This is a genomic window from Zoogloea sp. GDB6, assembly GCF_056724105.1.
Genome location: NZ_CM161497.1, coordinates 4671813 through 4694853, shown reverse-complemented (window position 1 = coordinate 4694853; position 23041 = coordinate 4671813). Strand labels below are relative to the sequence as shown.

General features: G+C 66.9%; 18 protein-coding genes. 3 read left to right on the top strand and 15 right to left on the bottom strand.

The genetic code is table 11. From position 1 onward, the window contains the following. The first annotated feature begins 15 nt into the window (after window positions 1-15). Window positions 16-1461 carry a cytochrome P450 gene (locus AC1PQG_RS21425; RefSeq protein ID WP_481119767.1) on the top strand — a complete coding sequence of 482 codons (1446 nt, stop codon included), beginning with the start codon at window positions 16-18 and terminating at the stop codon, window positions 1459-1461. Here AC1PQG_RS21425 and AC1PQG_RS21420 read toward each other — a convergent pair. The 13 genes from AC1PQG_RS21420 to AC1PQG_RS21360 form a co-directional block, all read right to left on the bottom strand. Continuing rightward, window positions 1437-3170 carry a putative bifunctional diguanylate cyclase/phosphodiesterase gene (locus tag AC1PQG_RS21420; RefSeq protein WP_481119766.1) on the bottom strand — a complete coding sequence of 578 codons (1734 nt, stop codon included), beginning with the start codon at window positions 3168-3170 and terminating at the stop codon, window positions 1437-1439. The genes AC1PQG_RS21425 and AC1PQG_RS21420 overlap by 25 nt on opposite strands. Window positions 3171-3220: 50 nt before the next feature. Next, window positions 3221-3988 carry an oxygen-binding di-iron domain-containing protein gene (locus tag AC1PQG_RS21415; protein WP_481119765.1) on the bottom strand — a complete coding sequence of 256 codons (768 nt, stop codon included), beginning with the start codon at window positions 3986-3988 and terminating at the stop codon, window positions 3221-3223. 30 nt (window positions 3989-4018) lie between these two features. Beyond that, the gene (locus tag AC1PQG_RS21410; RefSeq protein ID WP_481119764.1) at window positions 4019-4618 is read right to left on the bottom strand and encodes a methyl-accepting chemotaxis protein; all 600 of its coding nucleotides are present in this window, start codon (window positions 4616-4618) and stop codon (window positions 4019-4021) included. 11 nt (window positions 4619-4629) lie between these two features. After that, window positions 4630-6567 (bottom strand): methyl-accepting chemotaxis protein, encoded by a 1938-nt coding sequence (locus tag AC1PQG_RS21405; protein ID WP_481119763.1) that lies wholly within the window; start codon window positions 6565-6567, stop codon window positions 4630-4632. 35 nt (window positions 6568-6602) lie between these two features. Further along, a complete protein-coding gene (locus tag AC1PQG_RS21400; RefSeq protein WP_481119762.1) occupies window positions 6603-7136 on the bottom strand; it encodes a chemotaxis protein CheW in 534 nt (177 codons plus the stop codon). A 33-nt stretch (window positions 7137-7169) separates the two neighbouring features. Continuing rightward, on the bottom strand, window positions 7170-8813 hold the full coding sequence (locus AC1PQG_RS21395) for a methyl-accepting chemotaxis protein (protein ID WP_481119761.1): 1644 nt from the start codon (window positions 8811-8813) through the stop codon (window positions 7170-7172). A 38-nt stretch (window positions 8814-8851) separates the two neighbouring features. Then, on the bottom strand, window positions 8852-11005 hold the full coding sequence (locus AC1PQG_RS21390; protein ID WP_481119760.1) for a chemotaxis protein CheA: 2154 nt from the start codon (window positions 11003-11005) through the stop codon (window positions 8852-8854). A gap of 2 nt (window positions 11006-11007) precedes the next feature. Continuing rightward, window positions 11008-11316 (bottom strand): STAS domain-containing protein, encoded by a 309-nt coding sequence (locus AC1PQG_RS21385; RefSeq protein WP_481119759.1) that lies wholly within the window; start codon window positions 11314-11316, stop codon window positions 11008-11010. Window positions 11317-11344: 28 nt separating this feature from the next. Continuing rightward, window positions 11345-11713 carry a response regulator gene (locus AC1PQG_RS21380; RefSeq protein WP_481119758.1) on the bottom strand — a complete coding sequence of 123 codons (369 nt, stop codon included), beginning with the start codon at window positions 11711-11713 and terminating at the stop codon, window positions 11345-11347. A gap of 10 nt (window positions 11714-11723) precedes the next feature. Then, the gene (locus tag AC1PQG_RS21375; protein WP_481123041.1) at window positions 11724-12401 is read right to left on the bottom strand and encodes a methyl-accepting chemotaxis protein; all 678 of its coding nucleotides are present in this window, start codon (window positions 12399-12401) and stop codon (window positions 11724-11726) included. 899 nt (window positions 12402-13300) lie between these two features. Further along, window positions 13301-13939, bottom strand: a complete 639-nt coding sequence (locus AC1PQG_RS21370) for a response regulator (RefSeq protein ID WP_481119757.1) — start codon at window positions 13937-13939, stop codon at window positions 13301-13303. Continuing rightward, complete coding sequence (locus AC1PQG_RS21365) at window positions 13936-15441, bottom strand: PAS domain-containing sensor histidine kinase (protein ID WP_481119756.1); 1506 nt, start codon at window positions 15439-15441, stop codon at window positions 13936-13938. The genes AC1PQG_RS21370 and AC1PQG_RS21365 overlap by 4 nt, the downstream gene beginning before the upstream one ends. A 19-nt stretch (window positions 15442-15460) precedes the next feature. Further along, window positions 15461-18952, bottom strand: coding sequence for a PAS domain-containing sensor histidine kinase (locus tag AC1PQG_RS21360; RefSeq protein WP_481119755.1), 3492 nt, complete (start codon window positions 18950-18952; stop codon window positions 15461-15463). Between the two features lie 498 nt (window positions 18953-19450). Between AC1PQG_RS21360 and AC1PQG_RS21355 the strand changes: the two genes are divergently transcribed. Both AC1PQG_RS21355 and AC1PQG_RS21350 read left to right on the top strand, forming a co-directional pair. Beyond that, complete coding sequence (locus AC1PQG_RS21355; protein ID WP_481119754.1) at window positions 19451-20077, top strand: response regulator; 627 nt, start codon at window positions 19451-19453, stop codon at window positions 20075-20077. Between the two features lie 482 nt (window positions 20078-20559). Beyond that, window positions 20560-21066 carry a hypothetical protein gene (locus AC1PQG_RS21350; protein WP_481119753.1) on the top strand — a complete coding sequence of 169 codons (507 nt, stop codon included), beginning with the start codon at window positions 20560-20562 and terminating at the stop codon, window positions 21064-21066. Window positions 21067-21104: 38 nt separating this feature from the next. Here AC1PQG_RS21350 and AC1PQG_RS21345 read toward each other — a convergent pair whose 3' ends face one another. Together AC1PQG_RS21345 and AC1PQG_RS21340 are read right to left on the bottom strand one after the other, a co-directional pair. After that, window positions 21105-21617 (bottom strand): hydrogenase maturation protease, encoded by a 513-nt coding sequence (locus AC1PQG_RS21345; protein WP_481119752.1) that lies wholly within the window; start codon window positions 21615-21617, stop codon window positions 21105-21107. Beyond that, window positions 21574-23040: a Ni/Fe hydrogenase subunit alpha gene (locus AC1PQG_RS21340; RefSeq protein ID WP_481119751.1), complete on the bottom strand. Its 1467-nt coding sequence runs from the start codon at window positions 23038-23040 to the stop codon at window positions 21574-21576. Before AC1PQG_RS21340 ends, AC1PQG_RS21345 begins: the two co-directional genes overlap by 44 nt. Between the last annotated feature and the right edge of the window lies 1 nt (window position 23041).

Genomic DNA, 23041 nt, shown 5'->3' with positions numbered 1-23041 from the left:
TCAAGAATGGCCGCCATGAACACACCGACCTCGCCCCGCTGCCCGATCCATTCGGGTTCTTCGTCCCCGGCGCCGCTGTCCGGCGCGCCGGGATCCTGGCCTCCGGGCCCCACCGCTGGCGTTACGGGCTGGAGCCTGCTGCGGCGCATGTCGCGAGATCTGTTCGGCGAGCTGTCCGCCTGGCAGGCGCAGTTCGGCGACGTGGTACATCTGCGCATCTGGCCGGAGCACCAGGTCATCGTCACCGATCCCCAGCTGGCGCGCGAGCTGCTGGTCAGCCACCACGATGCGCTGATCCGTTGGGAGCGCGGCATGCGCGTGTTTGCCCAGCTCCATGGGCACAGCGTATTCATCGCCGAAGGGAAGGCCTGGAAGGACAAGCGCCATGCGTTGCAGCCGGCTTTCTCGGGCAAGGCCGTGGAGGCCTTCGTGCCGACCATTGCTGCCGCCACGGCCGCGGCGCTGGATCGTTGGCCGGCGGATGGCACGCCGTGGCAGATCGAGAGCGCGCTGACTTCGCTGACGATGGACGTGATCCTGCGCATGCTCTTCTCGAGCGAGATCGGCGACGAGGCACGGGTGGCCGAGGAGGCGGTGCGCACGGTCAGTGCGGTGGCCAATGCAGAGTTCTACTGGCCGGTCAGCGCGCCCGACTGGATGCCCTGGAAGCGCGACAAGCGGCAGGCGCTGGCGGCGCTGAACGGCCTCGTCGAGCGCCATCTGCAGGCCCGCCTGAAACTGCCGGAGGATGCTTGGCCCGATGACCTGTTGGCCCGCCTGCTGCGGCTGCACCGGGACAACGGGCAGGCCTGGCCGCTGCAGGCGGTGCACGACGAATGCATGACGACCTTCCTCGCCGGCCATGAAACCGCCGCCGCGACGTTGAGCTGGTGGGCGTGGTGCATGGCGGCCAATCCGGAGGCCCAGGCGATGGCGGCGGCGGAAGTTCGGCGTGGCCTTGGCGATTGCCCACCATCCCCCGCCGACCTGCCGCAGCTGCCCTACCTGGCTCAGACGGTGCAGGAGACGTTGCGCCTCTATCCGACGGCGCCGATGCTTAACAGCCGGCGTTCGACCCGGCCGATTGCGCTGGGGGACTGGTATTTCCCGGCGGGGACGATGTTCATGCTGCCGGTGCTGCTGATGCACCGCGATGCGCGCTGGTTTCCGGAGCCGTTGCGCTTCCAGCCCGAGCGCTTCGGCCCTGAGGCGGCGGAGTTTCCGCGCGGTGCTTATCTGCCCTTCGGCGCCGGCCCCCGGGTGTGCCTCGGCCAGCATCTGGCGCTGACCGAGATGAAGGTGATCGCCGCGATGATCCTGCAGCGCTATGTGCTGTCGGCGCCCGACGGCATGGCGCCGCCGCAGCTGCGCTTCCATGTGTCCCTGAGGCCGGAGCGGGCACTGCAGTTGCGGGTGAGCCCCCGCCAGCAGCCGGGCTATTCGACGGCGACTGCGGGCTGAGTGGTCGCGAGGGTGAGGAAGCGCGCGAAGTCAGCGGCCGTCAGCGGACGGCTGTACAGGTAGCCCTGCATCACGTCGCACTCGCAGGTGACCAGGAAGGCGCGCTGGGACTCGGTTTCGATGCCTTCGGCGATGACCCGCAGGCCGAGGCTGTGGCCCATCGCGACGATGGCCCGCACGATGTTGCGGTCCGCCTCGCTGGCGTCCAGGTCGGTGATGAACATCCGGTCGATCTTGAGGGAGTCGATCGGAAAGCGCTTCAGGTAGCCCAGCGACGAATAGTCCGCGCCGAAGTCGTCGAGGGCGATGCGTACGCCGAGGCGGTGCAGCGCATCCATCACGGCGAGCGTCTCGGCCTCGCCGTTGACCGCGACCCGCTCGGTGATCTCGAGCACCAGGCGTTCGGGCGGTAACTGGGTCTCGGCCAGGATGTCGCGGATCGTGTCGGTGAGGCCGGATTCGTGGAACTGGTTGGCCGACAGGTTCACCGCGATGTTGATCGGCGGCAGGCCTTCTTCCCTCCAACGACAGGCCTGCCGGCAGGCCTCCTCGATGACCCAGCGCCCTACGTCTACGATGAGGCCGGTGTCTTCCAGGATGGGAACGAACTCCAGTGGCGAGATCGGGCCCAGCGTGGGGTGCCGCCAGCGCAGCAAGGCTTCGGCGCCGACCACGTGGCCGTCCGAGATGGAGGCCTTGGGCTGGTAGTGCAGCTCGAACTCCTGGCGGGGCAGGGCCTGGTGCAGCGCGCTTTCCAGGATCAGCCGGCGTTGGCCGACCTGATGCATGTCCGGTGTGTACAAGCTGTAGGCGCCGCCGCGGCGCGCCTCCACCTGCAGCAGTGCGGCGGTGGCGGCGAGCAGCATGTGCTCTGCGTCGGCGTCGCTGGAACGGCGCGGGCAGGCGCCGATGCGGCTGCTGATCGCGATGCGGTAGTCGCCGAGCTCGAAGGGTGGCTCCAGGCTGTGGTTGAGGCGCTTGGCGATGGCGGCCAGGCTGGCCTCGCTGTCGCAGTGGGGCAGGGCCAGCGCAAAGCTGCCGTCGTCCAGGTGGGCCAGAAAGTCCTCGGGGCCGACCTGCGTGGCCAGGCGCCGGGCCATCTCCTGCTGCAGTTTGTGACCGGCGTCGGGCAGCAGGGCACGGATCGCGTGGCTGCGGCGCCCCACCTCGATGAGCAGCAGGGCTGCGTTGGCCTGCTCGTGCAGCAGGGCTTCCAGGTGCAGTTCCAGGCGGGCCCGATTGGGCAGGCCGGTGACCGGGTTCTGTTCGGCGCGCTGCTGCAGCGTGGCCCGCGCGGTGCGCAGCTCCGCCTCGGCCCGGGCGTGGGCGATCTCCCGTTCGAGGATCGGCAGCAGCTTGGGCAGGTCGTGCTTGGCCATGCAGTCGCGGGCGCCGCGGTGCATGGCCTCCACGGCCTCGGCGGTCTCCATCGTGCCCGACATGACGATCACCGGCATCGCCGGTCTGCCGCCGCCGGCGGCCCCGATCATGTCGAGGGCGATGAGGGCGTCCAGGTCCGGCAGGTGGTGGTCGCAGACGATCAGGTCCCAGCTTCCGTCGCGCAAGGCGGCACTCAGGCCGGCGCGGTTGGCGACACGGCTGAGCTGGGCCGGTATCGCGCTGTCGAGCAGCGCCAGGCGCAGCAGCTCGGCGTCGTCGTCCGAGTCTTCGATCAGCAGGATCTGCAGCACGGCGTTCTCCTTGGGCATGGCTTTGCTCACTCAGCGCAGGGGCTCACAGTGAATGGTCGGCGATCTTCTCACGCCTGGGTGTGCAGCGGGCTGCCTCCGCGGCGCAGGCCGCTGCCCACCGGCAGCTCGTCGAACCAGTTGATGAAGCGCATCACGTCGGCGCCCTGGTAGATGGCGCCATGTTGCGGACAAAGCATGTCGATCGGCAACTGGCTGACCCGCTCGCACCAGTCGCGCTTGGCTTCCGCCGAACCCATCCAGCGGCGGTGGAAGCCCTCGGCCTGGCGGATGTGCTGGTCGAAGTCCTCGACGAACAGCGGGTAGTCGCCGGTGAGGCGGGCGGCCCCCACGTCACCGCTGAAGAGGATGCGGGCCTTGCGGTCGTACAGGTGGAAGTTGCCGGACGAATGCAGGTAATGGGCCGGCAGGGCCTCCAGGTTCAGGCGCCCGAGGCGGATCGTACAGCCCTCGTCGGGGATGTCGATGAAGGTGTCGTCCTTGCCGCCGAAATGGGGCACGAATTCCGACCACAGCCAGCTCAGGTGGCACTTGAGCGCCGGGTTGAATTCCAGCCACAGGGCCAGCGACGAGATGATGTCCGGGTCCTGGTGGGAGGCGAACAGGGCTTCGATGTGGCGCGGATCGACGGCGGCGGTGAGGGCCGAGAAGACCGCCGAGAAGATCTCTGAGCCGCCCGGATCGGTGAGCAGCGCGCGCTGGCCATCGACGATGAGGTATTCGTTGGTGTCGATCAGGTAGTCCGGGCGCTTCGGGTCGCGGGCGACGACGATCCATTGGTGGGCGCCATCCTGGAAGATCGGGGTGGTTGTTTTCATTATTGTTCCTGTCGGGCGTGGAGGGCCGGCTTAGGCGGCGTGGTGGGCGAGGGCCCGACGCAGCTGCTTGATGGTCTGCAGGATGGTGACGATGGAGTCTTCGATCTCGTCGGCGACCTGGCGCAGGCTGGCGGCCAAGGCCTGGCCATAGACGGCCTCGATCTTGGCCGCACGGGACAGCGCGATGCCGGTGTTGCACAGGCGCAGGGCGTGGTCGAGGCGGTTGCCGAGGCCGAACCAGCGCTCGCTGCCGTCGCTGTCGATGCGTGCCTGGCGGGCTTCGATGCGCGTGGCGGCGCCAGCCAGGTGGGGCTGGATGGCGGCCGGGATCTGGTCGAGATGGGCCACGTGCAGCCGGATGCGAGCCGACTCGGCGACCGAATGGACCAGGTCGCCGATGAAATCGCCGAGCTCGTGCATCTGCCGGTCGAGCTGGCCGCTGAACTGGCGCAGCTCGCCGGAGACGATGCCGAAGCCGCGGGCCTGGCTGCCGGCCTGCTTGGCGGCCAGCATCGCGTTGAGGGCCACCAGGTTCACCTGGCTGGACAGGGCAGTGACCTGGCGGATGCCGGCGCTGATCTCCACGACCAACTGCAGCGAGTGTCCTCCGGTGGATGACGGAATTTCCATTGACGTCCTTGTCAGCGGTGGCCGGCCGGCGTTGCGGTCCGGAAGTAGGCCACCAGTTGTTGCAGTTGCTCGGCTTGAGCGCTCATTTCCTCGGCGGTGGCGGCCAGCTCTTCGGAGGCCGCGGCGTTCTGCTGGGTGACCTGGTTGAGCTGGTGCATCGCGGTGCTGATCTGGCCGACGCCGCCGGATTGTTCCTCGGAGGCGGCGGCGATCTCCTGCACCAGCTCCGACGTCTTGCGGATTGCCGGGACCATGGCCTGCAGCAGGTGGCCGGCCTGGTCGGCGAGGCGCACGGAGCTGCCGGCGACTTGGCCGATCTCCTGGGCGGCTTCCTGGGAGCGTTCGGCCAGCTTGCGTACCTCGGCGGCGACGACGGCGAAGCCCTTGCCGTGCTCGCCGGCGCGGGCCGCTTCGATGGCGGCGTTGAGGGCCAGCAGGTTGGTCTGGTAGGCGATGTCGTCGATGATGCCGATCTTCTCGGCGATCTCCTTCATCGCTGAGACGGTCTGGGACACGGCGTCGCCGCCGGAGGCGGCTTCTTCGGCGGCCTTGGAGGCCATGCTGTCGGTGAGGCGGGCGTTGTCGCTGTTCTGGTTGATGGAGGCGGAGGCCTGTTCGACGGTGGCCGACACTTCCTCGACGCTGGCGGCCTGCTCGCTGGTGGCCTGGGACAGGCTCTGGGCGGTGGCGGAGACCTCTTCGGAGGCGCTGCCGAGGCTGTCGGCGGTGCTGCGCACCTGGCCGATGATGTCGGACAGCTTCTCGCTCATGTCGCGCAGGGCGGCCAGCAGCTGGCCGGCCTCGTCATTGCCATGCACTTCGATGCGGGTCGTGAAGTCGCCGCCGGCGATCACCCGGGCGGTGCTCACGGCCTGCTGCAGCGGACGGCGCACCAGGCGGCGGATCATCCCGTACAGCACCAGGTTGAGGGCCAGCACCAGCAGGGCGGTGCCGCCAAGGATCACCGCCGACAGGGCGCGGGATTCGCGGGTGAATTCGTCCCGGTAGGTGGTGACCATGATCTCCCAGCCCCACGGCGCGTACATATCATGCACGGCGACCTTCTCGCGGGGTTCGGTGTCGCCGAGTTCCTTGTTGAACCAGGGGTAGAAAGTGATGCCTTTCTTCTTGCCAAGCACTTCGCGGATGAACTCACGGCCGCTGGAGTCCTTGGCGCCTAGCAGGTTCTTGCCCTCGGCGGCGGGGTGGATGTAGACCAGGCCCGGGTCGAAGCCGTTGTCGAGCACCGCCGCGTAGCCGGTCTCGCCGATCTTCATGCCGAGGAACTTGTCGCGCAGGCTCTTCATGCCGTCGGTCATGTTCATGCCGATGCCGTAGGCGCCGATGATCGCGCCGTGGGCGTCCTTGATCGGCTGGTAGTAGGCGTAGTTGAACATGCCGTCGCGCTTGGACGGGCCGGCGTAGATTTCGCCGCGCAGCAGGCGCTCGTAGGCCGGGTGCTTGCGGTCGAGGCGGGCGCCGAGGTTGCGCACACCGTTGGCATCCTTGCCGGAGCTGGTGACGATGAAGAAGTCGTCGCCCTGGCGCACCGAAATGGTGGCGACGAGGCCGGTGAGCGCGGTGAAGCGGTCGGCCGCCTCGTTGTCGTTGTTGAGGACCAGGTTGCCGCTCTTCAGCTGCGGCAGCTGCTGGTTGCCGGACGGGATCAGGTGGCCGGCGTCCACGCTCAGCGGGCTGCTGTAGGGCGCGCGGTAGAGGGCCAGGTTGCGTTCCATGCCGAGGCGCAGGCTGTCGTCGGCAGTGGCGATCATGTCGAGCAGGCGCTGGGTGGTGCGCTGCATCTCGGCAATGCCGCGATCCTCGAGGTAGCGTTCGGCGTAGTGGCCGATGACGCCCGCGAGGAGCAGCACCATGAGCAGGGACAGGGCGCTTTGAACCGCGATCAGACGGCTGCCGATGGCCATGTCCTTCCAGGACTTGAGTTGCATGACGGTCGTTCCTTGGGGGCGTGAGGGGCTGCCGTTCAGGCAGCGAGGATTTCGGGATCGCCGGCGGCGACCGAAGCGAGGCCGGCCAGTTCGTCCACCGAGAAGGTGCGGCTCACGTCGAGGAGGATCACGAAGCGCTCGCCGATCTTGCCCATGCCGCGGATGAATTCGTTACGGATATGCACGCCGAAGGACGGCGGCGGCTCCACGTCGGTGGCCGGGATCTCCAGCACCTCATTGACGGCGTCCACCAGCACGCCGAGCTGCTGGATGCCGTCCTCGCTGTCCACCTCGACGATCACCACGCAGGTGCGCCGCTTGGGTTCGGTGAGGCCCTGGCCGAAGCGGGCCAGCAGGTCCACCACCGGTACCACCGAGCCGCGCAGGTTGATGACCCCGCGGATGTAGCGCGGCATCATCGGCACCTGGGTCAGGTGGGCGTACTCGATGATTTCGCGGATCGACAGGATGCCGATGGCGAACAGCTCGCCGCTGAGGTTGAAGGTGAGGTACTGCTCCCGTTCGGCGGGGTGCTCGAGGGCGGTGCTGGGATCGTGTCTGGGCTGCATGCGCTGGCTCCGTTGGGGTTGGGGGCAGGCCGCTCAGAAGCGGACGAAGTCCTGCGGGGACAGGTTTGCGCCGGCGGCAGCCAGCTCGCCCGGCAGGCTGTCGGATTTCGTGACCACGCGCTTTCTGCTCTTTTCGCTGCGGGCTTGCTGACGCAGGCTGGGGGCCGTGCCGCCGGTCTTGAAGAACTGGATCAGCTGCTGCAACTGCTCGGCCTGGGCGCTCATTTCCTCGGCGGTGGCGGCCAGTTCTTCCGACGCGGAGGCGTTCTGCTGGGTGACCTGGTTGAGCTGCTGCATCGCGGCGCTGATCTGGCCGACGCCGCCGGATTGCTCCTCGGAGGCGGCGGCGATCTCCTGCACCAGCTCCGACGTCTTGCGGATCGCCGGGACCATGGCCTGCAGCAGGTGGCCGGCCTGGTCGGCGAGGCGCACGGAGCTGCCGGCGACTTCGCCGATCTCCTGGGCGGCTTCCTGGGAACGCTCGGCGAGCTTGCGCACCTCGGCGGCGACGACGGCGAAGCCCTTGCCGTGCTCGCCGGCGCGGGCCGCTTCGATGGCGGCGTTGAGGGCCAGCAGGTTGGTCTGGTAGGCGATGTCGTCGATGATGCCGATCTTCTCGGCGATCTCCTTCATCGCGGAGACGGTCTGGGACACGGCGTCGCCGCCGGAGGCGGCTTCTTCGGCGGCCTTGGAGGCCATGCTGTCGGTGAGCCTGGCGTTGTCGCTGTTCTGGTTGATGGAGGCGGAGGCCTGTTCGACGGTGGCCGACACTTCCTCGACGCTGGCGGCCTGCTCGCTGGTGGCCTGGGACAGGCTCTGGGCGGTGGCGGAGACCTCTTCGGAGGCGCTGCCGAGGTTGTCGGCGGTGCTGCGCACCTGGCCGATGATGTCGGAGAGCTTCTCGACCATGTCCTGCAGGGCCTGCAGCAGCTGGCCGGCTTCATCCTTGCGGCTCACTTCGATGCGGGTGGTCAGGTCGCCGTCGGCGAGGGCGCGTGCGATGCCTACCGCCTGGGCCAGCGGGCCGGTGATCGAGCGGGTGACGCTGATCGCCAGCGCAATGCCGATGACGATGGCGATGGCGCTCAGCACCAGCATGCTCTTCAGGGCGGTGTCGTAGGTGTCGCTGGCCTTGCGGGCGGCGATTGCGGTGGCCTTGGTTTCTTCATCGACGAACTTGGCCAGGCTGTCGAGCCATTCGCGCTGGGCCGGGCGGACTTCCTTGAACAGCAATTCGGTGGCTTCCGCTATCCGGCCCTGGCGGGCGACGTCGAGCACCTGGGTCTGCAGGCGAAACACGGTCTCCTTGAGACCCTTGATCTTGGCGGCGAGGGCGCGCTCTTCGTCGCTGGCGTTGGCGGCCAGCAGCTTGTCCAGCTCGGCTTCACCTTCCTGGTAGCTGTTCTTGCGCGCCTCCAGGCGAGCCGTTTCGGTCTTGGTGACTCCGTCGTCCTGGCTCAGCAGCAGGTTGCGCAGGGCGATCGCCGAGTCGCGCAGGTTGTCCACCATCGCGTTGCTGACACGGGTCTTCTCGTTGTTGACGGAGGTGATCTGCTGCACGCTGTCGTTGATGCTCATCATGCGGGTGGTGCCCGTATAGACGATGGCGACGAGCAGGATCAGGACGAGCCCGAACCCGAAGGCCAGGCGTTGGCTGATTTTCAGATTGCTGAACATGGGTGTGTGCTCCGGCTGGGGATTCAGGAAATGACGGTTCAGGCGGCAGCGCGGTCGATGACCTGCTGCAGGAGGCGCGGAATGTCGAGGATCAGGGCGACGGCGCCGCTGCCCAGGATGGTCGACCCGCTGATGCCCTGGACGCGGCTGAAGACGCGGCCGAGGGGTTTGATGACGGTCTGGATCTCGCCGTGCAGGCTGTCCACCACCAGCCCGGCGCGCTTGCCGCCGTACTGCACGACCACCAGGTTGCGGTCGGTATGGCGCCCGTCGGTGCCGGCCGGCAGGTCGAGGGCGTCGCGCAGGCGGGTGTAGGGCAGGATCTGGCCGCGCTGGTTGAGGTAGTCGCGGCGCGGGTCGGTCTGGCGTTCGACGGCGGGCAGCTTGATGCACTCGATCACCTGATCGAGGGGGATCACGAAGGAGGCGTCGCCGACGCCGACCAGGAAGCCGTCGATGATGGCGAGGGTCAGCGGCAGGCGGATGCGCATCGTGCTGCCCTGGCCTTCGACGCTGTCGATCTCGATGCTGCCGTGCAGGGCTTCGATGTTCTTCTTGACCACGTCCATGCCGACGCCGCGCCCGGAGATGTTGCTGAGCTGCTCGGCGGTGGAGAAGCCGGGAGCGAAGATAAGCTTGTAGACGTCTTCGTCGGAGAGGTGCTGCTGGGGGCCGACGAGGCCTTTCTCTACAGCCTTTTTGAGGATGCGCTCGCGGTTGAGGCCGTTGCCGTCGTCGCTGACTTCGATTAGCACGCCGCCGGAGTCGTGGCGGGCGTCGAGGCGGATCGTGCCCTGCGCTGGCTTGCCGCGGGCCACGCGCAGCTCGGCGGGCTCGATGCCATGGTCCATGGCGTTGCGCACCAGATGCATCAGTGGGTCGCCGATCTTCTCGACCATGGTCTTGTCGAGTTCGGTCTCGGCGCCGTTGATGACCAGGCGGATGTCCTTGCCCAGGTCGCGGGCGACGTCGCGCACCACGCGCTGGAAGCGGTTGAAGGTCTCGCCGATCTGCACCATGCGCAGGTTGAGGGTGCTGTCGCGGACTTCCTCGATCAGGCGTGCCATCGTCGAGGTGGCTTCGAGCATGCGGCGGGCCTTCAGCTGGCCGGCGATCATGTTGGCGCCGGCGCCGGCGATGACCAGCTCGCCGACCAGGTTGATCAGCTTGTCGAGCTTGTCCGCATCCACGCGCAGGGTTTTGGCGCGGCCGCTGTCGCGGGCTGGCTTGGCGCTGGTGGCGGGAACGGCGGCATCGATGACGGCGGGCAGGGCCGGTGTTTCGTCGGCGATGACGGGCACGAGGGCCGTCGTCGCGGCGGGGGCGGGCGCCAGGGCCCGTTCCAGCTCGGCGGCGTCGAGGGTGCCGCAGCGCACCAGCGCTTCGCCGAGGGTGGCCGGCTCCGGCGACAGGGCCGTCAGCATGTCGGCGTAGGCCTGCAGCGGGCTGTGCGGCGGCAGGATGTGGATGGTGGCGTCGTCGCGCACGAAGTCGAAGGCGCCGTCGATGTCGGCGTGGCTGGCTTCGCTCTTCAGGCTGATCTCGAAGCCCAGGTAGCAGGCTTCCGGGTCCAGCTCGCCGAAGGGCGGCAGTGCGTCCTGCAGGGTGACGATACCTTCGATGTCGCCGAGGCTGCCAAGGTAGCGGATGAAGGACAGCGGGTCCATGCCGTGCTGCAGGACTTCCCGGCTGAAGCGCAGGGAGATGTGCCAGTTGCCAGTGACGGCGGTGCCGCCGTCGCTTTCCACGGCAGGTGCGGCGACAGGCGCGGCGCTGGTGGCCGGAGCCGGCAGCGTGCTGGCGGTGGTGAAGCGGGCCAGCTGGCCGAGCAGGTCGTGGCCGATTGCATTGACGACCGGGTCGTGGCCGTGGGCCTTGTCGGCGACGCGCTGCAGCAGGGTGCCGATGTGGTCGCCGCTGGCCAGCAGCAGTTCGGCCAGCGGGCGGTCGATGGTGAGTTCGTTGCTGCGCACGCGGTCGAGGACGTTCTCGACGGTGTGGGTGAAGCCGACCACCTCGTCGAAGCCGAAGATGCCGGCCGAGCCCTTGATGGTGTGGGCGGCGCGGAAGATGGCATTGACGGTCTCGCCGTCGCCCGCGCCGTTCTCGATCTGCAGCAGGCCGTCCTCCATCTGTTCCAGCAGTTCACGGGCTTCGAGGAGGAAGGTCGGGATGGCCTGATCGATGTCCATGTTCATTGGGCTCCGCTGGAGGTGGGGGCGGCAGGCAGCAGCGCGTCGAGGCCGCACAGGGCGAAGCAGTCGCGTACCGGCGTGCTGCAGGCTTCAAGGGTGCTGGCGGGCAGGCTGCGCAGCGCGGCCAGCACAACTTGCAGGCCGGCGCAGTCGATTTCGATGACGTCGCCGAGGTCGAGGCGGCAGGGCGTGCCGTCCGCCGGCAGGGCCAGCAGGGCGTCCTTGACGGCGGCGGCGGTGTAGATGTTCAGCTCGTCGCTGAAGCGGACGCGGATCTGGCCGTCGTCCCGGGCGATGTCGAGGCTCATGGCGCTTTCCTGGATGCCGGCCGGCCGCTCAGGGCAGGATCAGCTTGGAGACGGCGTTGAGCATCTGCGCCGGGGCGAAGGGCTTGACCATCCAGGCTTTGGCGCCGGCGGCCTGGCCTTCGGCCTTCTTGGCTTCCTGGTTTTCGGTGGTCAGCATGACGACCGGGGTGAACTTGTAGCTGGGCAGCTTCTTCATCTCCTTGACGAAGGTGATGCCGTCCATGTTGGGCATGTTCACGTCGCTGATGACCAGGTGCACCTTGCGGCCGTCGAGCTTGCCGAGGGCGTCCTTGCCGTCGCAGGCTTCGACGACGTCGTAGCCTGCGCCTTTCAGGGCAATGCTGACGACCTGGCGCAGGGAGGCGGAATCGTCCACCACGAGAATGGTTTTGGCCATGGATGTACTCCTAGAAGAAGGTGATTTCTGACGGGTCGTCACCGGCGGCAGTGCCGCCGCCGGCGTGGATCTGGCGTTCTTCGGCGGTGGCGTAGCTGCCGGACAAGCTGGCCAGCATGCGGTCCACCGGCAGGGGCTGCGGCCAGCCGCCGCGGCCCACGTCTGCGTGGCTGGCGGCCAGCTGGGCCGGCAGCGCGTCGATGCTGTCGCGGACGTGGCTGAGGATCTGGCTGACGCGGTCCTGGAACTGGAGCTGGACGAGGGCCTCGGAGACGTCGGACTTGATGCCGGCGCTCTCGTTGCGCAGCGTGTGGCTGGATTCGACGAGGCCGTCGATGATGTTGCGGAAGCCGCCGAGCACGTCGCCGATGGTCTCCTCTGAGGCCTGCAATGCGCGGGCGTCATTGATGGCGGTGCTCTCGGCGCTGGCAACGGCGGTGGTGATGGCCTTGCTGATGGCATCCACTGCGCTGCCCATGTTGACGCCGGTGGTCTTGGACTGGCCGGACAACTTGCGCACTTCGTCGGCCACCACCGCGAAGCCGCGGCCGGCTTCACCGGCGCGGGCGGCCTCGATGGCGGCGTTGAGGGCCAGCAGGTTGGTCTGGTCGGCGATGCCGGCGACGTCCACCGCCATCTTCTGCAGCTCGACGATGAACTGCTGCAGGCGCTTTACCTCGGCAACCATCTCTTCCTTGTGGCGGTTGGCGGTCTGCAGGGATTCGATCAGGGACTGCAGGCGGCTTTCGCTGCGGGTGAATACGCCGAGCAGGCCGCCTTCGCCGTCGGCGGCGCCGGAGGCCGCATCGGCAATGCGCACCGATACGTCGAGGCGATCGACGATGGCGGAGAAGGCGAGGGTCAGGCCGACCACGGCGGTTTCCATCTGGGAGCGGCCGCTCTCGATCTGGCGGCCCCACAGGGGGAACAGGCGTTCGGCCAGTTGGTCGAGGCTGGCCACGTAGGGCGTCAGTTTTTCCACTTGGGTCGTTTCCGTTTCACGATGGAGTTGCTGGGTGGCGCGGGCGGCGTCCTGGCGCAGGCCGTGGCGGATCGCCCAGCCGATGCCGCCGCCGACCAGCAGTGCGGCACCGGCGGTGACGAAGGTGGGCCAGGCGGGAGCACCGACCACGGCGACAGCGATGGCACCGGGCAGGCCGGCGCCGAGGGCCAGCAGCGGCGAGGCGGCGAGACGTGTCATGGCCGTGCTCCGGCGTGAAGGCGGGTGTCTGGCGTGCTGTCGATGGGTCCGCTGACCGTCATTGCTGGGCTCTCCTCGGGCGGCGCCGCCGTCTGCACAGGTGCAGGGACGGGATGCCGCACTCATTGGTCTGCGCGCATCTGCTGGTCGGGCGGGCCGCCGTCATGCGCCTGGATTACAGACGCAATGGTGCCGATCGCTGCGGAGGGCGAATATCGGTGGAGGCTTAAAGTTTTTGTCGGACGAGGCCGGTTGCCTGTAGGAGGATTCCTAGGGCCGGCGGGGAGAAGGGAAGGGTTTCAGCTGGCGCGCCGCGGCCGGCGGCCTGATTTGTCACGGACGCCCGGGCGGTGGCCGACGGGCGAATGGCGTCGCCCGCGGGCGCTTCAGCGCAGCTCGACGAGCTGGTGTTCGATGGCGTAGTGGATCAGCTCGGCGCTGCTGCTCATACCCATCTTTTGCAGGATGCGCGACTTGTGGGTGCTGACGGTCTTGACGCTGAGGGACAGGCGTTCGGAGATGGCGGTGATGGTGGCGCCGGCGACGATCATCTGGAAGATCTGGTATTCCCGGTCGGACAGCGTGGTGTGCGGCAGTTCGTTGTGGCGGGCGCTGTATTCGAGGGCCAGGCGCTCGGCGACCGCCGGGCTGATGTAAACGCCGCCGCCGGCGACCTTGCGCAGCGCGCCGATGAGCTCGTCGCCGGCGTGCTCCTTGGTCAGGTAGCCGGCGGCGCCGGCCTTGATGGCGCGCACCGCATACTGCTCTTCCTTGTGCATGCTGAGGACGAGGATCGGCAATTTGGGGTACTCGCTTTTCAACTGCTTGATCAGTTCGATGCCGCTGCGGCCCGGCATCGACATGTCGAGCAGCAGCAGGTCGGGCGGCGATTGGCGGACCTGGGCCAGAACCTCGTCGCCGGTGGCGGCTTCGGCGCACACGCTGAATTCCGGCGCGTCGCCGAGGACCTGCTTGAGGCCGGTGCGGACGATGCTGTGGTCGTCGGCCAGCATGAGACGGATCATCGGGGGCTGTCCTCGTGGTCGGGAGTGGATGCACCCAGGGGGATGCATACCGAGATGGTGGTGCCCTGGCTCGGGGCGCTGCGGATCTCGCAGTGGCCGCCCAGAGCTTCGGCCCGCTCGCGGATGCCCAGCAGGCCGAAGGATGAGCGGGTGCCGGCGGTGGCCGGATCGAAGCCGCGGCCGTTGTCGCTGACGGTGATGTCGATGGCGTCGGTGTCCCGCTCGAGGGAGACCAGCACGCGGCTGGCGGCGGCGTGGCGGGCGATGTTGGTGAGGCATTCCTGGATGATGCGGAAGGCCGCGGTGGCGCGGGGCTTGTCGGTCTGCAGATCTTCGGCGGCGGCGGCGTCGAAGCTGCAGTCGATGCCGTGGCGGTGGCCGAAGCCTTCCAGGAACCATTCGACGGCGTCGCGCAGGCCGAGGTCGTCGAGCATCACCGGGCGCAGTTCGGAGGACATGCGGCGCACCCAGTCGACGGTGCTGTCGATCAGCTGGGTCATGCCGGCGAGCTTGCCGTGCAGTGCATCGGCGTCGGCGGGCAGGCGGGCGCGCAGCCAGCCTGCGTCCATCTTGATGGCAGTGAGCAGCTGGCCGAGCTCGTCGTGCAGCTCGCGGGCGATGTGGGTGCGCTCTTCCTCGCGTACCGACTGCAGGTGGGCCGACAGCTCCTGGGAGCGGCGGCGGGCGTCGAGCAGTTCCTGCTGGACGCGCTTGCGGGCGCCGATGGGTTGGGCTGCGGTGACTGCGCCAACGATGCGGCCGTCTTCGATGAGCGGTGTGGCGACGAAGGAGACGGGCACCGGCGTGCCGTCCTTGTGCAGGTAGATGTCGTCCTCGATGTGCTGGGTCTTGCCGCTGCGCAGCGCCAGCAGGCTGCCACAGCAGGCCGGGTCGGACGGCGGCGCGTCGGCCGCGGGGCGGTGGATGATGAAATGGATCTGCTTGCCGAGCAGCTCTTCTTCGGACCAGCCGAGCAGGCGCTCGGCTTCCGGGTTCATCCACAGCAGTGCGCCATGGGCGTCGGTGGTGAACAAGGCCTCGCCGACGGCATTGGTGATGGCGCGCAGGCGCTTCTCGCTGAGGCGCAGGGCTTCCTGGGCGCGTTCGTGGTCGCGCCGGATGGCCGCTTCGCGCAGGGCCCGCTCGATGGCGGCTTGCAGGCGCGGCAGATTGTCCTTGACGACGAAGTCGGAGGCGCCGGCCTTGATGAGCGCTGCGGCCGATTCCTCGCCGACGAAGCCCGAGACGGCGATGAAGGGCAGGTCGCAGCCCAGTTCATGCAGCAGTTCAAGGGCGGCGGTGGCGCCGAAGCGGGGCAGGTGGTAGTCGGAGATGACCACGTCCCAGGGCTGGGCGCCCAGTGCTTCGCGCATCTGGGCTGCGTCATCCACCCGCTGGAAGACGATGTCCGGCCAGTGCATTTCGAGTTCCAGCAGGATCAGGTCGGCGTCATCGCGGGAATCTTCGATCAGCAGGACGTGCAGGCGGGCGGGTGGGCTCATGAAAGGTGGCAGCGTGGCATCAGGTCTTATTGTCCCTTGCGCTTTCCCGCTGCGGCAAGGTGAAGTGGATCGTCGCGCCGGTGCCGACAGCCCCTTCGGCCCACACCTTGCCGTGGTGGCGGCGCACCACCCGCTCGACGGTGGCGAGGCCGATGCCGGTGCCTTCGAACTCGCTCTCCGCATGCAGGCGCTGGAATTCCTTGAACAGCTTGCGGGCGTAGGTGGGGTCGAAGCCGGCGCCGTTGTCGGCGACGAAGAAGACCAGGCGTTGCTCTTCCATCCGGCTGCCGAAGCTGATCTGCGGCTGCGGGGTATGGCGGGTGAACTTCCAGGCGTTGCCGAGCAGGTTGTCGAGCAGGATGCGCAGCAGGCCGGCGTCGCCGAAGACGGTCAGTCCGTCCTGAACCTGGATTTCGACGTGGCGCTCCGGATCGTTGCGTTGCAGTTCATCCAGGACCTGGCGGGCCATGGCGCTCAGATCCACCTGTTGGCGATGAACGGGGCCGCGGGCCACGCGGGACAGCTTGAGCATGTCGTCGATGAGCCGTCCCATGCGCTGGGCGGCGCGCCGCACACGGTCGAGGTAATCGCGCCCGGCATCGTCGAGATGGTCCTGGTAGCGGCGCTGCAGGGCCTGGCTGAAGCCGTCGATGCCGCGCAGCGGTGCGCGCAGGTCGTGGGACACCGCTGAGCTGAAGGACTCCAGTTCGCGGTTCGCGTCTTCGAGCGCGCGGGTCCGCTCGGCGACCCGCCATTCCAGTTCCTCGTTGAGCTGACGCAGCTCGGCTTCGGCCTTCTGGCGCTGGGCGTTCTGGTGGGCCGCGTCGAAGGCGAAGGCCACGTCCTGGCACAGATCGTCGAGGAGGGCGACGATCTCCGCGGTGAAGAAGTAGGGCTCCGGCGCGTACAGGTTGAAGAGGGTGACTTCGCCCTGGTGGCTGATCTGGAAGGCCGCCGACGAACGGTAGCCGCGCTTAAGTGCGGCCTCACGCCAGGGAAGCATGTCGGGGTCGGTGGCGATGTCGTCGCACAGCACGTGGCGACCTTCGCGCGAGGCGCGTTGGGTGGGGCCCTGAGCGTTCGCCAGGGTTGCGTAGATCGCCAGCGTCGCGTCGATGTAGCCGTCCTCGTGGCCCCAGTGGGTAATGTGGGTGGGTTGGCCGTCTTCCATGCGGCAGGTCCAGGCCATCACCAGGCCACCGTCCTCGACCATGATGCGGCACAGGGCCTGGCGCAACTCGTCGTTGTCGCGGATCCGCACGATGGCCTGGTTGGCCTTGCTGAGCACGGCATAGAGGCGTGCCAGGTAGGCCAGCCGCGTCTTGGCGCGGATCTGTTCGGTGATGTCGAGGTTGGTGCCGATCAGGCGTAGGCGGCGCCCGTTGGCGTCGGCGGTGAGCTCGGCGTGGCTGTCCAGGTAGCGGATCTCGCCGTCGGGGCGCCGGATGCGCATCTGGTAGGAGCACGGCTGACGGGTCGTGATCACGGTGTCTATATGCGCGAGGACGGTGGGCAGGTCCGCCGGTACGACCAGACGCTTGAACTGTTCCAGGCTGGCGGCAATTTCGTTCGGCTCGTAGCCGAAGAGCCGGAAGCACTCGTCGGACCACAGCTGCTCGTCTGTGTCGAGGCGCCATTCCCAGCTGCCCAGGTGGGCGATGCGCTGGGCTTCGTTGAGGAAGACGTCGCGGCGGCGGATCTTATCCGCTGCGCGCACGTGCTCGGTAATGTCGTGGGTGACGCCGACGATGTTGCGGGCGGTGCCGTCTGGACGATGGAATACCTTGCCTTGCACGTGAACCCAGCGGCGGCTGCCGTCGGCTATGGTCAGCTGGTGCTTGATGTCCAGCGGCATGCCGCTGTTGAGGGCAGCCCCGAGGGCCAGCCGGACGTCCTGGTGCTGCTCGTGGGGAATGTGTGCGAAGACCGCGTCGAGGGTGGACAGGTCCACCGCTGGGCCGAGGCCGAGCACTTCGGCAGCATCCTGGGTCCACGCCAGGGTGCCACTGGCGATGTCGTATTCCCAGCTGCCGATGCGTCCGATGCGCTGCGCCTCGTTGAGGTGCAGGCGGGTGCGGGCCTGCTTGCTGACCGCCGGGCTGATGCGGCTGTACAGGAGTACGGAGCCGGCCAGCACCAGGATGCCGATCAGGAGCGCCGAGATCCGCAACTGTTCGAGCAGCAGGTTGTGGATGTCGCCGGTATCCAGCTTCTGCACGACGCCGAGCCCGAATTCGGGCAGCGGGGCGTAGGCAGCGAGCACGGCATTTCCCCGGTAGTCGCGGGACAGGCCGAAGCCGTGTTCACCGTCCAGTGCGCGGGCGGACGGAATCCGCTCGCCATCCACGAGCTTGGGCGTGGTGAAGACGTAAGGTGTGAGGCGGGTTGGAAAGCAATCGACATTCATGCCGCCGGATTTGCACACGACGAGTTCGCCGGAATGGCCGAGGTGATCGGAGTGATTGAGGACGTCGGTGAGATGGTCCAGGCGTGCCTGGACCACGATCTCGTTGGGCGCGAGCGCGCCGGTGTCGACCGGGATGCGCACTTCGATCCAGTAGGCGTCGTTCCAGAACAGCCAGGTGCGGCGGTCGATGCGCAGACGGTTGCGCTCAATGCTGGAACGCTCACCCGTGCTGGCCAGGATCCTGCTGTCGCCACTGGTGACCCACAGGGCCTTCAGACCCGCGGCCCGGCCGCTGATCAGGATGCGCTGCAGTTCGGTGTGCAGCACCGGGCCACTGATTCCGAGTCGGACGAGGTTTTCCATGCGGGCCAGCTGGATGCCCTGCTCCGCCGCTGTGGCGGCATGACGGATCGCGCTGCCGAGGACGCTCATGTTGGCGCTCAGGGCGGACTGCAGGGTGTGATGGAACAAGGATAGGGTCTGGCCGGCGAAGGTCCCCACGCCGATCAGCCAGGCGGCGATGGCGGCGATCAGCAGCATGGCACTGCCTACTGCGAGCACTTGCCGGTCCTGGCGGTGGCGGTAGAAGTTGCGGAGCCCGGGCTGGCTCAAGAGGGTCAGCCCCAGGCCGACGGCGAGGATTGTCAGGGCCAGCGCGGATGCCCAGTCGAGGGCGAAGTGGCGTCCGGCGAAATCGAAGAGGTCGAAGCCGACGATGCCGTTCAGCAACTGGGCCGCACTGCCGAGCAGGATCAGCAGACACAGCCACTGCAGTAGAAGCTGCAGGACGAGATGGGGGAACTGGCTCTTGGCCTTCGGGAGGCTGGCCAGCATGACGGCTGCGAGGGCCAGCGCGATGGCGATGGTCGGTGAGGGTAGGCCGGTCGGTGTGGCGGCTGTCTGCAGCGCGCGCAGCAGGCTCAGGGCGGCCAGGGTGCCGAGGGCGACGGCCAACAGGGTTTGCAGGGTCTCTCCCCGCGGCAAGCGGATGTTGGCTACCAGCAGGCTGGCGCCTGCCAGTGCGAAGCCGACCAGGGCTCCGCTGCTGGGGGCGCCCAGGGGGGAGAACCCCAGGTCCAGCCATCCGCTCCATGCGATGAGCATTAGTCCGGCAAGTGCTCCCGTCCGGCCGCTTCGATCTGCGTGCATTAGCACACTCGGATATCCGTCCCTGGTTGAGAAGGTGGCGGCCTCACATCGCTGCGGCCTGCCAGTATAAGTGGCCACTTTCCGCACGGTGATTTTGTGAACGTCGACAAGTGGGTCATAATCTGCCGCCTTGTCGTGAACACGAACCCGCGAGTATGCGAAGCGGTAGGTTCGGCTGTGACAAAGCCAGTCTTTTCAACGTTTTCGCGCTTGTGCCCCCATCTTTGCCGTATGCTTGGCTGAAGGTGCTGGTTGTCATCTTGGGAATGACAACGGCGAACGGAAGGGGTGGGATTGCATATTCACGGAAACGATTTTTTAGGTGATCTCTTCAAATCTTGCGGACTGGCGATCCTACGCCCATTTCTGGCGTACTGATCGTGAGCTTTTCGTCATGTCCGGCTACACTGATAAGATCTTTTGCAACCGCTGTCCGTATTGCCCGATTGATCCATGGCCGCCACGCCCGACTCTCCTGAAAAGGAATATTGCAGTACCTCCGAAGCTGCCCAGCGCCTGGGTTTGTCCTTGGGGACCGTTCAGCAGATGGTCGAGAACGGCCAACTCGAGGGCTGGAAGACTGCGGGGGGGCATCGCCGGATTCGCGTCAGCTCCATCGAGGAGTTCCGGGCCCGCGCAATGGCGGGAGGCGGGCAGAGCGGGCAGGCACGGGCACCAGGTAATGCTCTGATGGTCCTGGTTGCCGAGGATGACCGTATCCTGCAGAAGCTGTATGAGCATACGTTCACCTCATGGGGCCTGCCCCTTCAGGTGCGTCTGGTTTCCAGTGGCATTGACGGCCTGCTCGAGATTGGCCGCGAGGCCCCTGATTTGCTGATCACGGATTTGCGCATGCCCGGTATCGACGGGTTCGAGATGATCCGTCGCCTGCGCGCGGATCCCCAATTGCAGGATCTCGACATCGTGGTGGTCAGTGGCCTGACCGATGAAGACATCGCCGAGCAGGGCGGGCTGCCTCCGGACGTCATCCTGTATTCGAAACCGGTGCCGTTCCGTGAGCTCAAGGGCTACGTACAGGCCAAGATCATGGCCTTGCAGCGGCGCGTGCGAGGAGCCTGAGCGCTCTCGGGCAATTCTCAGGAGAGAAATCGATCGGCCCCGGCAGACTAGTGCTGTCGGGGCCGATCTTTTTGGTGCTGCTGTCCGGTGGATATCGGCGGACGGGCAGAAGACGCGGCCCGGCTGCGTGTTTCCGACGATCGATCTCCGGAACCGGATTCCATCCTATTTGTCCGAAATTGAAATCAGTCAAGGTATGGCGCGCCATATGCGGCCATGCTGTGATGGTGTCGACGTTTGGGTGGGGAAAGGAGATGTATATGTCAGGATCTTATGTGACAATTTCCATTGTGCGGTAGAATTTAACAATAATGATATATTTTATGTTTATGCTTGTGTCGTTATTTGAAGGGCTTGATGTTGCTATCCATCCTGCGTCTGTCCACCTTCAGCCGGGGCAGGCCAAGCGCTACGGACCGGGTTGGGCCGTGGCTGATATGTTTAGCCAGGGGAATCGATGAACCTGTCAGATGAGGTTGCCCGTGGGTGACCTTGTGACCGAAGCGGCCATCACCGGGGCGGCGCTGGTGCGTCATCTGAACGATGCGCGCTTCGCCAGCCTGCGCGCGCTGCGGCAGCTGCTGCGTGCCCTCGATGCGGAACGGATCGCTATCGGAGTATTGCATCCGGATGGCTCCAGCCTTCAGGAGGAGTTGGTGTGGGCCAGCGGTTTTGGACGTTGCGGCGAGTCGGAACGGGTGTTGTCCTGCGCCGCCTTCGCCGATGAGATCCGTGGCTGGCTGGCTTCCACGAAGGACGCGTTGAGCATCTCCATCGACACGCGTTCGCCGGCTTGGCACGAGGTGCCGTGCGACCAGTTGCTGCTGGTGCGCGATTGCCGTAGCAAGAACGATGGCGGCACCTTGATCCTGGCTGCCCAGTTGCGTGGCAGTGTCGTGCTGCCAGATGAAACGGCACGGGCGATCGCCGTGCTCATCCGTGAATATGCGGGCCGGCGGGAGCCGGTCACGCTGCAGACCGGGACGTAATCGTCACCGGATTCAATCGTCTTTTTCCTGAGCTTCTGCTAGCTCGCCAGCTGTCGCCAGCGCTCCGCGTCGACGCTGGCTAGGCAGGCCTGCAGGTGACGCCGGCCTGCTGCCAGATGTAACTTGGCTGCCGGACTCAGGCCTTCGCCGAGCCGGAAATCCTCACCTCGCAAGCACAGCACGAAGGCCGGTGGTGGTGGCCGGCGGATTTCCCCATACACGTACAGGACAGCTTCTGGCGACAGCGCGTGGGATGTGATCGAGTGGTCAGGAGCGGGGCGGATCTCCCGGAACGAGAACGGCGCCGGCGTGCCCGTGCCTGCATCGATGAACAGCGCCAGATCCCGGTCGTCCAGGTCGAGAGCATGCTCAATCTGCAGCTGGAAGTCGCCGACCAAGCGCAAGTCTGGCAGATTCCAGCTTTCCAGTTCGGCCATCAAGGTTGGGCCGAGGGCGTCGTCGCCCCGTGACGGGTTGCCGACGGCGAAGATCACCAGTCGCAATTGTTCACCCTCCACTGATGGCCCGATCCACCAGTTGTCCGTGTTCATCCACCAACTCGACGGCCAGCGGCATCTTGCCAAGCGCGTGGGTGGCGCAAGACAGGCAGGGGTCGAAGGCACGGATCGCCACCTCGATGTGGTTCAGCAAGCCTTCGGTGAGCTGGCGCCCGTCCAGGTAGCGGCGGGCGACCTGGCGCACGGCCTCGTTCATGGCCTGGTTGTTGTGGGTGGTGGACACGATCAGATTGCAGTAGCTGATCAGGTCGTCCTCGCCGACGCGGTAGTGGTGGATCAGTGTGCCGCGCGGAGCCTCGATGATGCCGACCCCTTCGCGTCCCTTCGGGCCACTGGTGAGGCGATCGTCGGACAGCAGATTCGGGTCGTCCAGCAGGTCGCGCACCACTTCGGCGGCGTGCAGCATCTCGATCATCCGTGCCCAGTGGTAGGCCAGCGGTGCGTGTATCGGCTCGCCGTCGCCGCGGGCGATGAAGTCCTGGCGTTCGGCCTCGGCCAGCGGGCTGGGGATGAAGTCGCAGTTCTGTACGCGGGCCAGCGGGCCGACCTTGTACCATCCTTTGGCTGGACCCAGGTCCCGGATGAAGGGAAACTTCATGTAGCTCCAGGGCTTCACTTCCTCGACGATATGCTGCTCGTAGTCGGTGCAGGGCAGCCCGTCACGGACGATCTGGCCGCGGGCATCGCGCAGGCGCAGGTGGCCGTCGTAGAGGTCCATCGCGCCATCGGCCCGAACCAGGCTGAACAGGTGGCTTCGGAACAGACCGAATTCGTCGTACAGCGGGCTGTTGCTTTCATGCAGGCGGCGGGCGAGGTGCACCGCGTCACGGCTCCAGCTGACGACCTGATCGGCGTCCTTGCGCAGCAGGTCGCGGTCGGTTGCGCTGACTGACTTGTTTACCCCGCCGGGGATCGCGCCGGTGCCATGCACGCGTTTGCCGGCGGTGACGCGGATGACTTCCTGTCCGAACTTGCGCAGCAGCACGCCTTCCTTCGCCACGTGGGGATAGGCGGCGGCGACGCCGACAATGTTGCGCTGGTGGACCGGGGATTCGAAGCCGAACAGCAGGTCCGGCGAGGACAGGTGGAAGAAGTGCAGCGCGTGGGACTGCAGGATCTGCCCGTAGTGCATCAGGCGGCGGATCTTTTCGGCCGTGGGGGTGATCCGTGTGGCGCCGACCACCGGGTCGAGGGCCTTGGACGCGGCGAGGTGGTGGCTGACCGGGCAGATGCCGCACAGGCGCTGGACCATCACCGGCACTTCCCAATATGGGCGGCCCTGGATGAATTTCTCGAAGCCGCGGAATTCGACGATGTGCAGCCGGGCTTCTTTCACATGGCCGGCGTTGTCGAGCAGCAGCGTGACCTTGCCGTGGCCTTCGACCCGTGACACGGGGTCGATGGCGACTCTGCGCAGGCTCTCCCGGTTGGCGGCGGTTTCCAGTTCGAAGCTCATG

Excerpts from the sequence above, each read along its gene's own strand:
- AC1PQG_RS21425 (WP_481119767.1), top strand. The coding sequence starts at position 16 with ATGAACACACCGACCTCGCCCCGCTGCCCGATCCATTCGGGTTCTTCG.
- AC1PQG_RS21420 (WP_481119766.1), bottom strand. The coding sequence starts at position 3,170 with ATGCCCAAGGAGAACGCCGTGCTGCAGATCCTGCTGATCGAAGACTCG.
- AC1PQG_RS21415 (WP_481119765.1), bottom strand. The coding sequence starts at position 3,988 with ATGAAAACAACCACCCCGATCTTCCAGGATGGCGCCCACCAATGGATC.
- AC1PQG_RS21410 (WP_481119764.1), bottom strand. The coding sequence starts at position 4,618 with ATGGAAATTCCGTCATCCACCGGAGGACACTCGCTGCAGTTGGTCGTG.
- AC1PQG_RS21405 (WP_481119763.1), bottom strand. The coding sequence starts at position 6,567 with ATGCAACTCAAGTCCTGGAAGGACATGGCCATCGGCAGCCGTCTGATC.
- AC1PQG_RS21400 (WP_481119762.1), bottom strand. The coding sequence starts at position 7,136 with ATGCAGCCCAGACACGATCCCAGCACCGCCCTCGAGCACCCCGCCGAA.
- AC1PQG_RS21395 (WP_481119761.1), bottom strand. The coding sequence starts at position 8,813 with ATGTTCAGCAATCTGAAAATCAGCCAACGCCTGGCCTTCGGGTTCGGG.
- AC1PQG_RS21390 (WP_481119760.1), bottom strand. The coding sequence starts at position 11,005 with ATGGACATCGATCAGGCCATCCCGACCTTCCTCCTCGAAGCCCGTGAA.
- AC1PQG_RS21385 (WP_481119759.1), bottom strand. The coding sequence starts at position 11,316 with ATGAGCCTCGACATCGCCCGGGACGACGGCCAGATCCGCGTCCGCTTC.
- AC1PQG_RS21380 (WP_481119758.1), bottom strand. The coding sequence starts at position 11,713 with ATGGCCAAAACCATTCTCGTGGTGGACGATTCCGCCTCCCTGCGCCAG.
- AC1PQG_RS21375 (WP_481123041.1), bottom strand. The coding sequence starts at position 12,401 with ATGGTTGCCGAGGTAAAGCGCCTGCAGCAGTTCATCGTCGAGCTGCAG.
- AC1PQG_RS21370 (WP_481119757.1), bottom strand. The coding sequence starts at position 13,939 with ATGATCCGTCTCATGCTGGCCGACGACCACAGCATCGTCCGCACCGGC.
- AC1PQG_RS21365 (WP_481119756.1), bottom strand. The coding sequence starts at position 15,441 with ATGAGCCCACCCGCCCGCCTGCACGTCCTGCTGATCGAAGATTCCCGC.
- AC1PQG_RS21360 (WP_481119755.1), bottom strand. The coding sequence starts at position 18,952 with ATGCTCATCGCATGGAGCGGATGGCTGGACCTGGGGTTCTCCCCCCTG.
- AC1PQG_RS21355 (WP_481119754.1), top strand. The coding sequence starts at position 19,451 with ATGGCCGCCACGCCCGACTCTCCTGAAAAGGAATATTGCAGTACCTCC.
- AC1PQG_RS21345 (WP_481119752.1), bottom strand. The coding sequence starts at position 21,617 with ATGAACACGGACAACTGGTGGATCGGGCCATCAGTGGAGGGTGAACAA.
- AC1PQG_RS21340 (WP_481119751.1), bottom strand. The coding sequence starts at position 23,040 with ATGAGCTTCGAACTGGAAACCGCCGCCAACCGGGAGAGCCTGCGCAGA.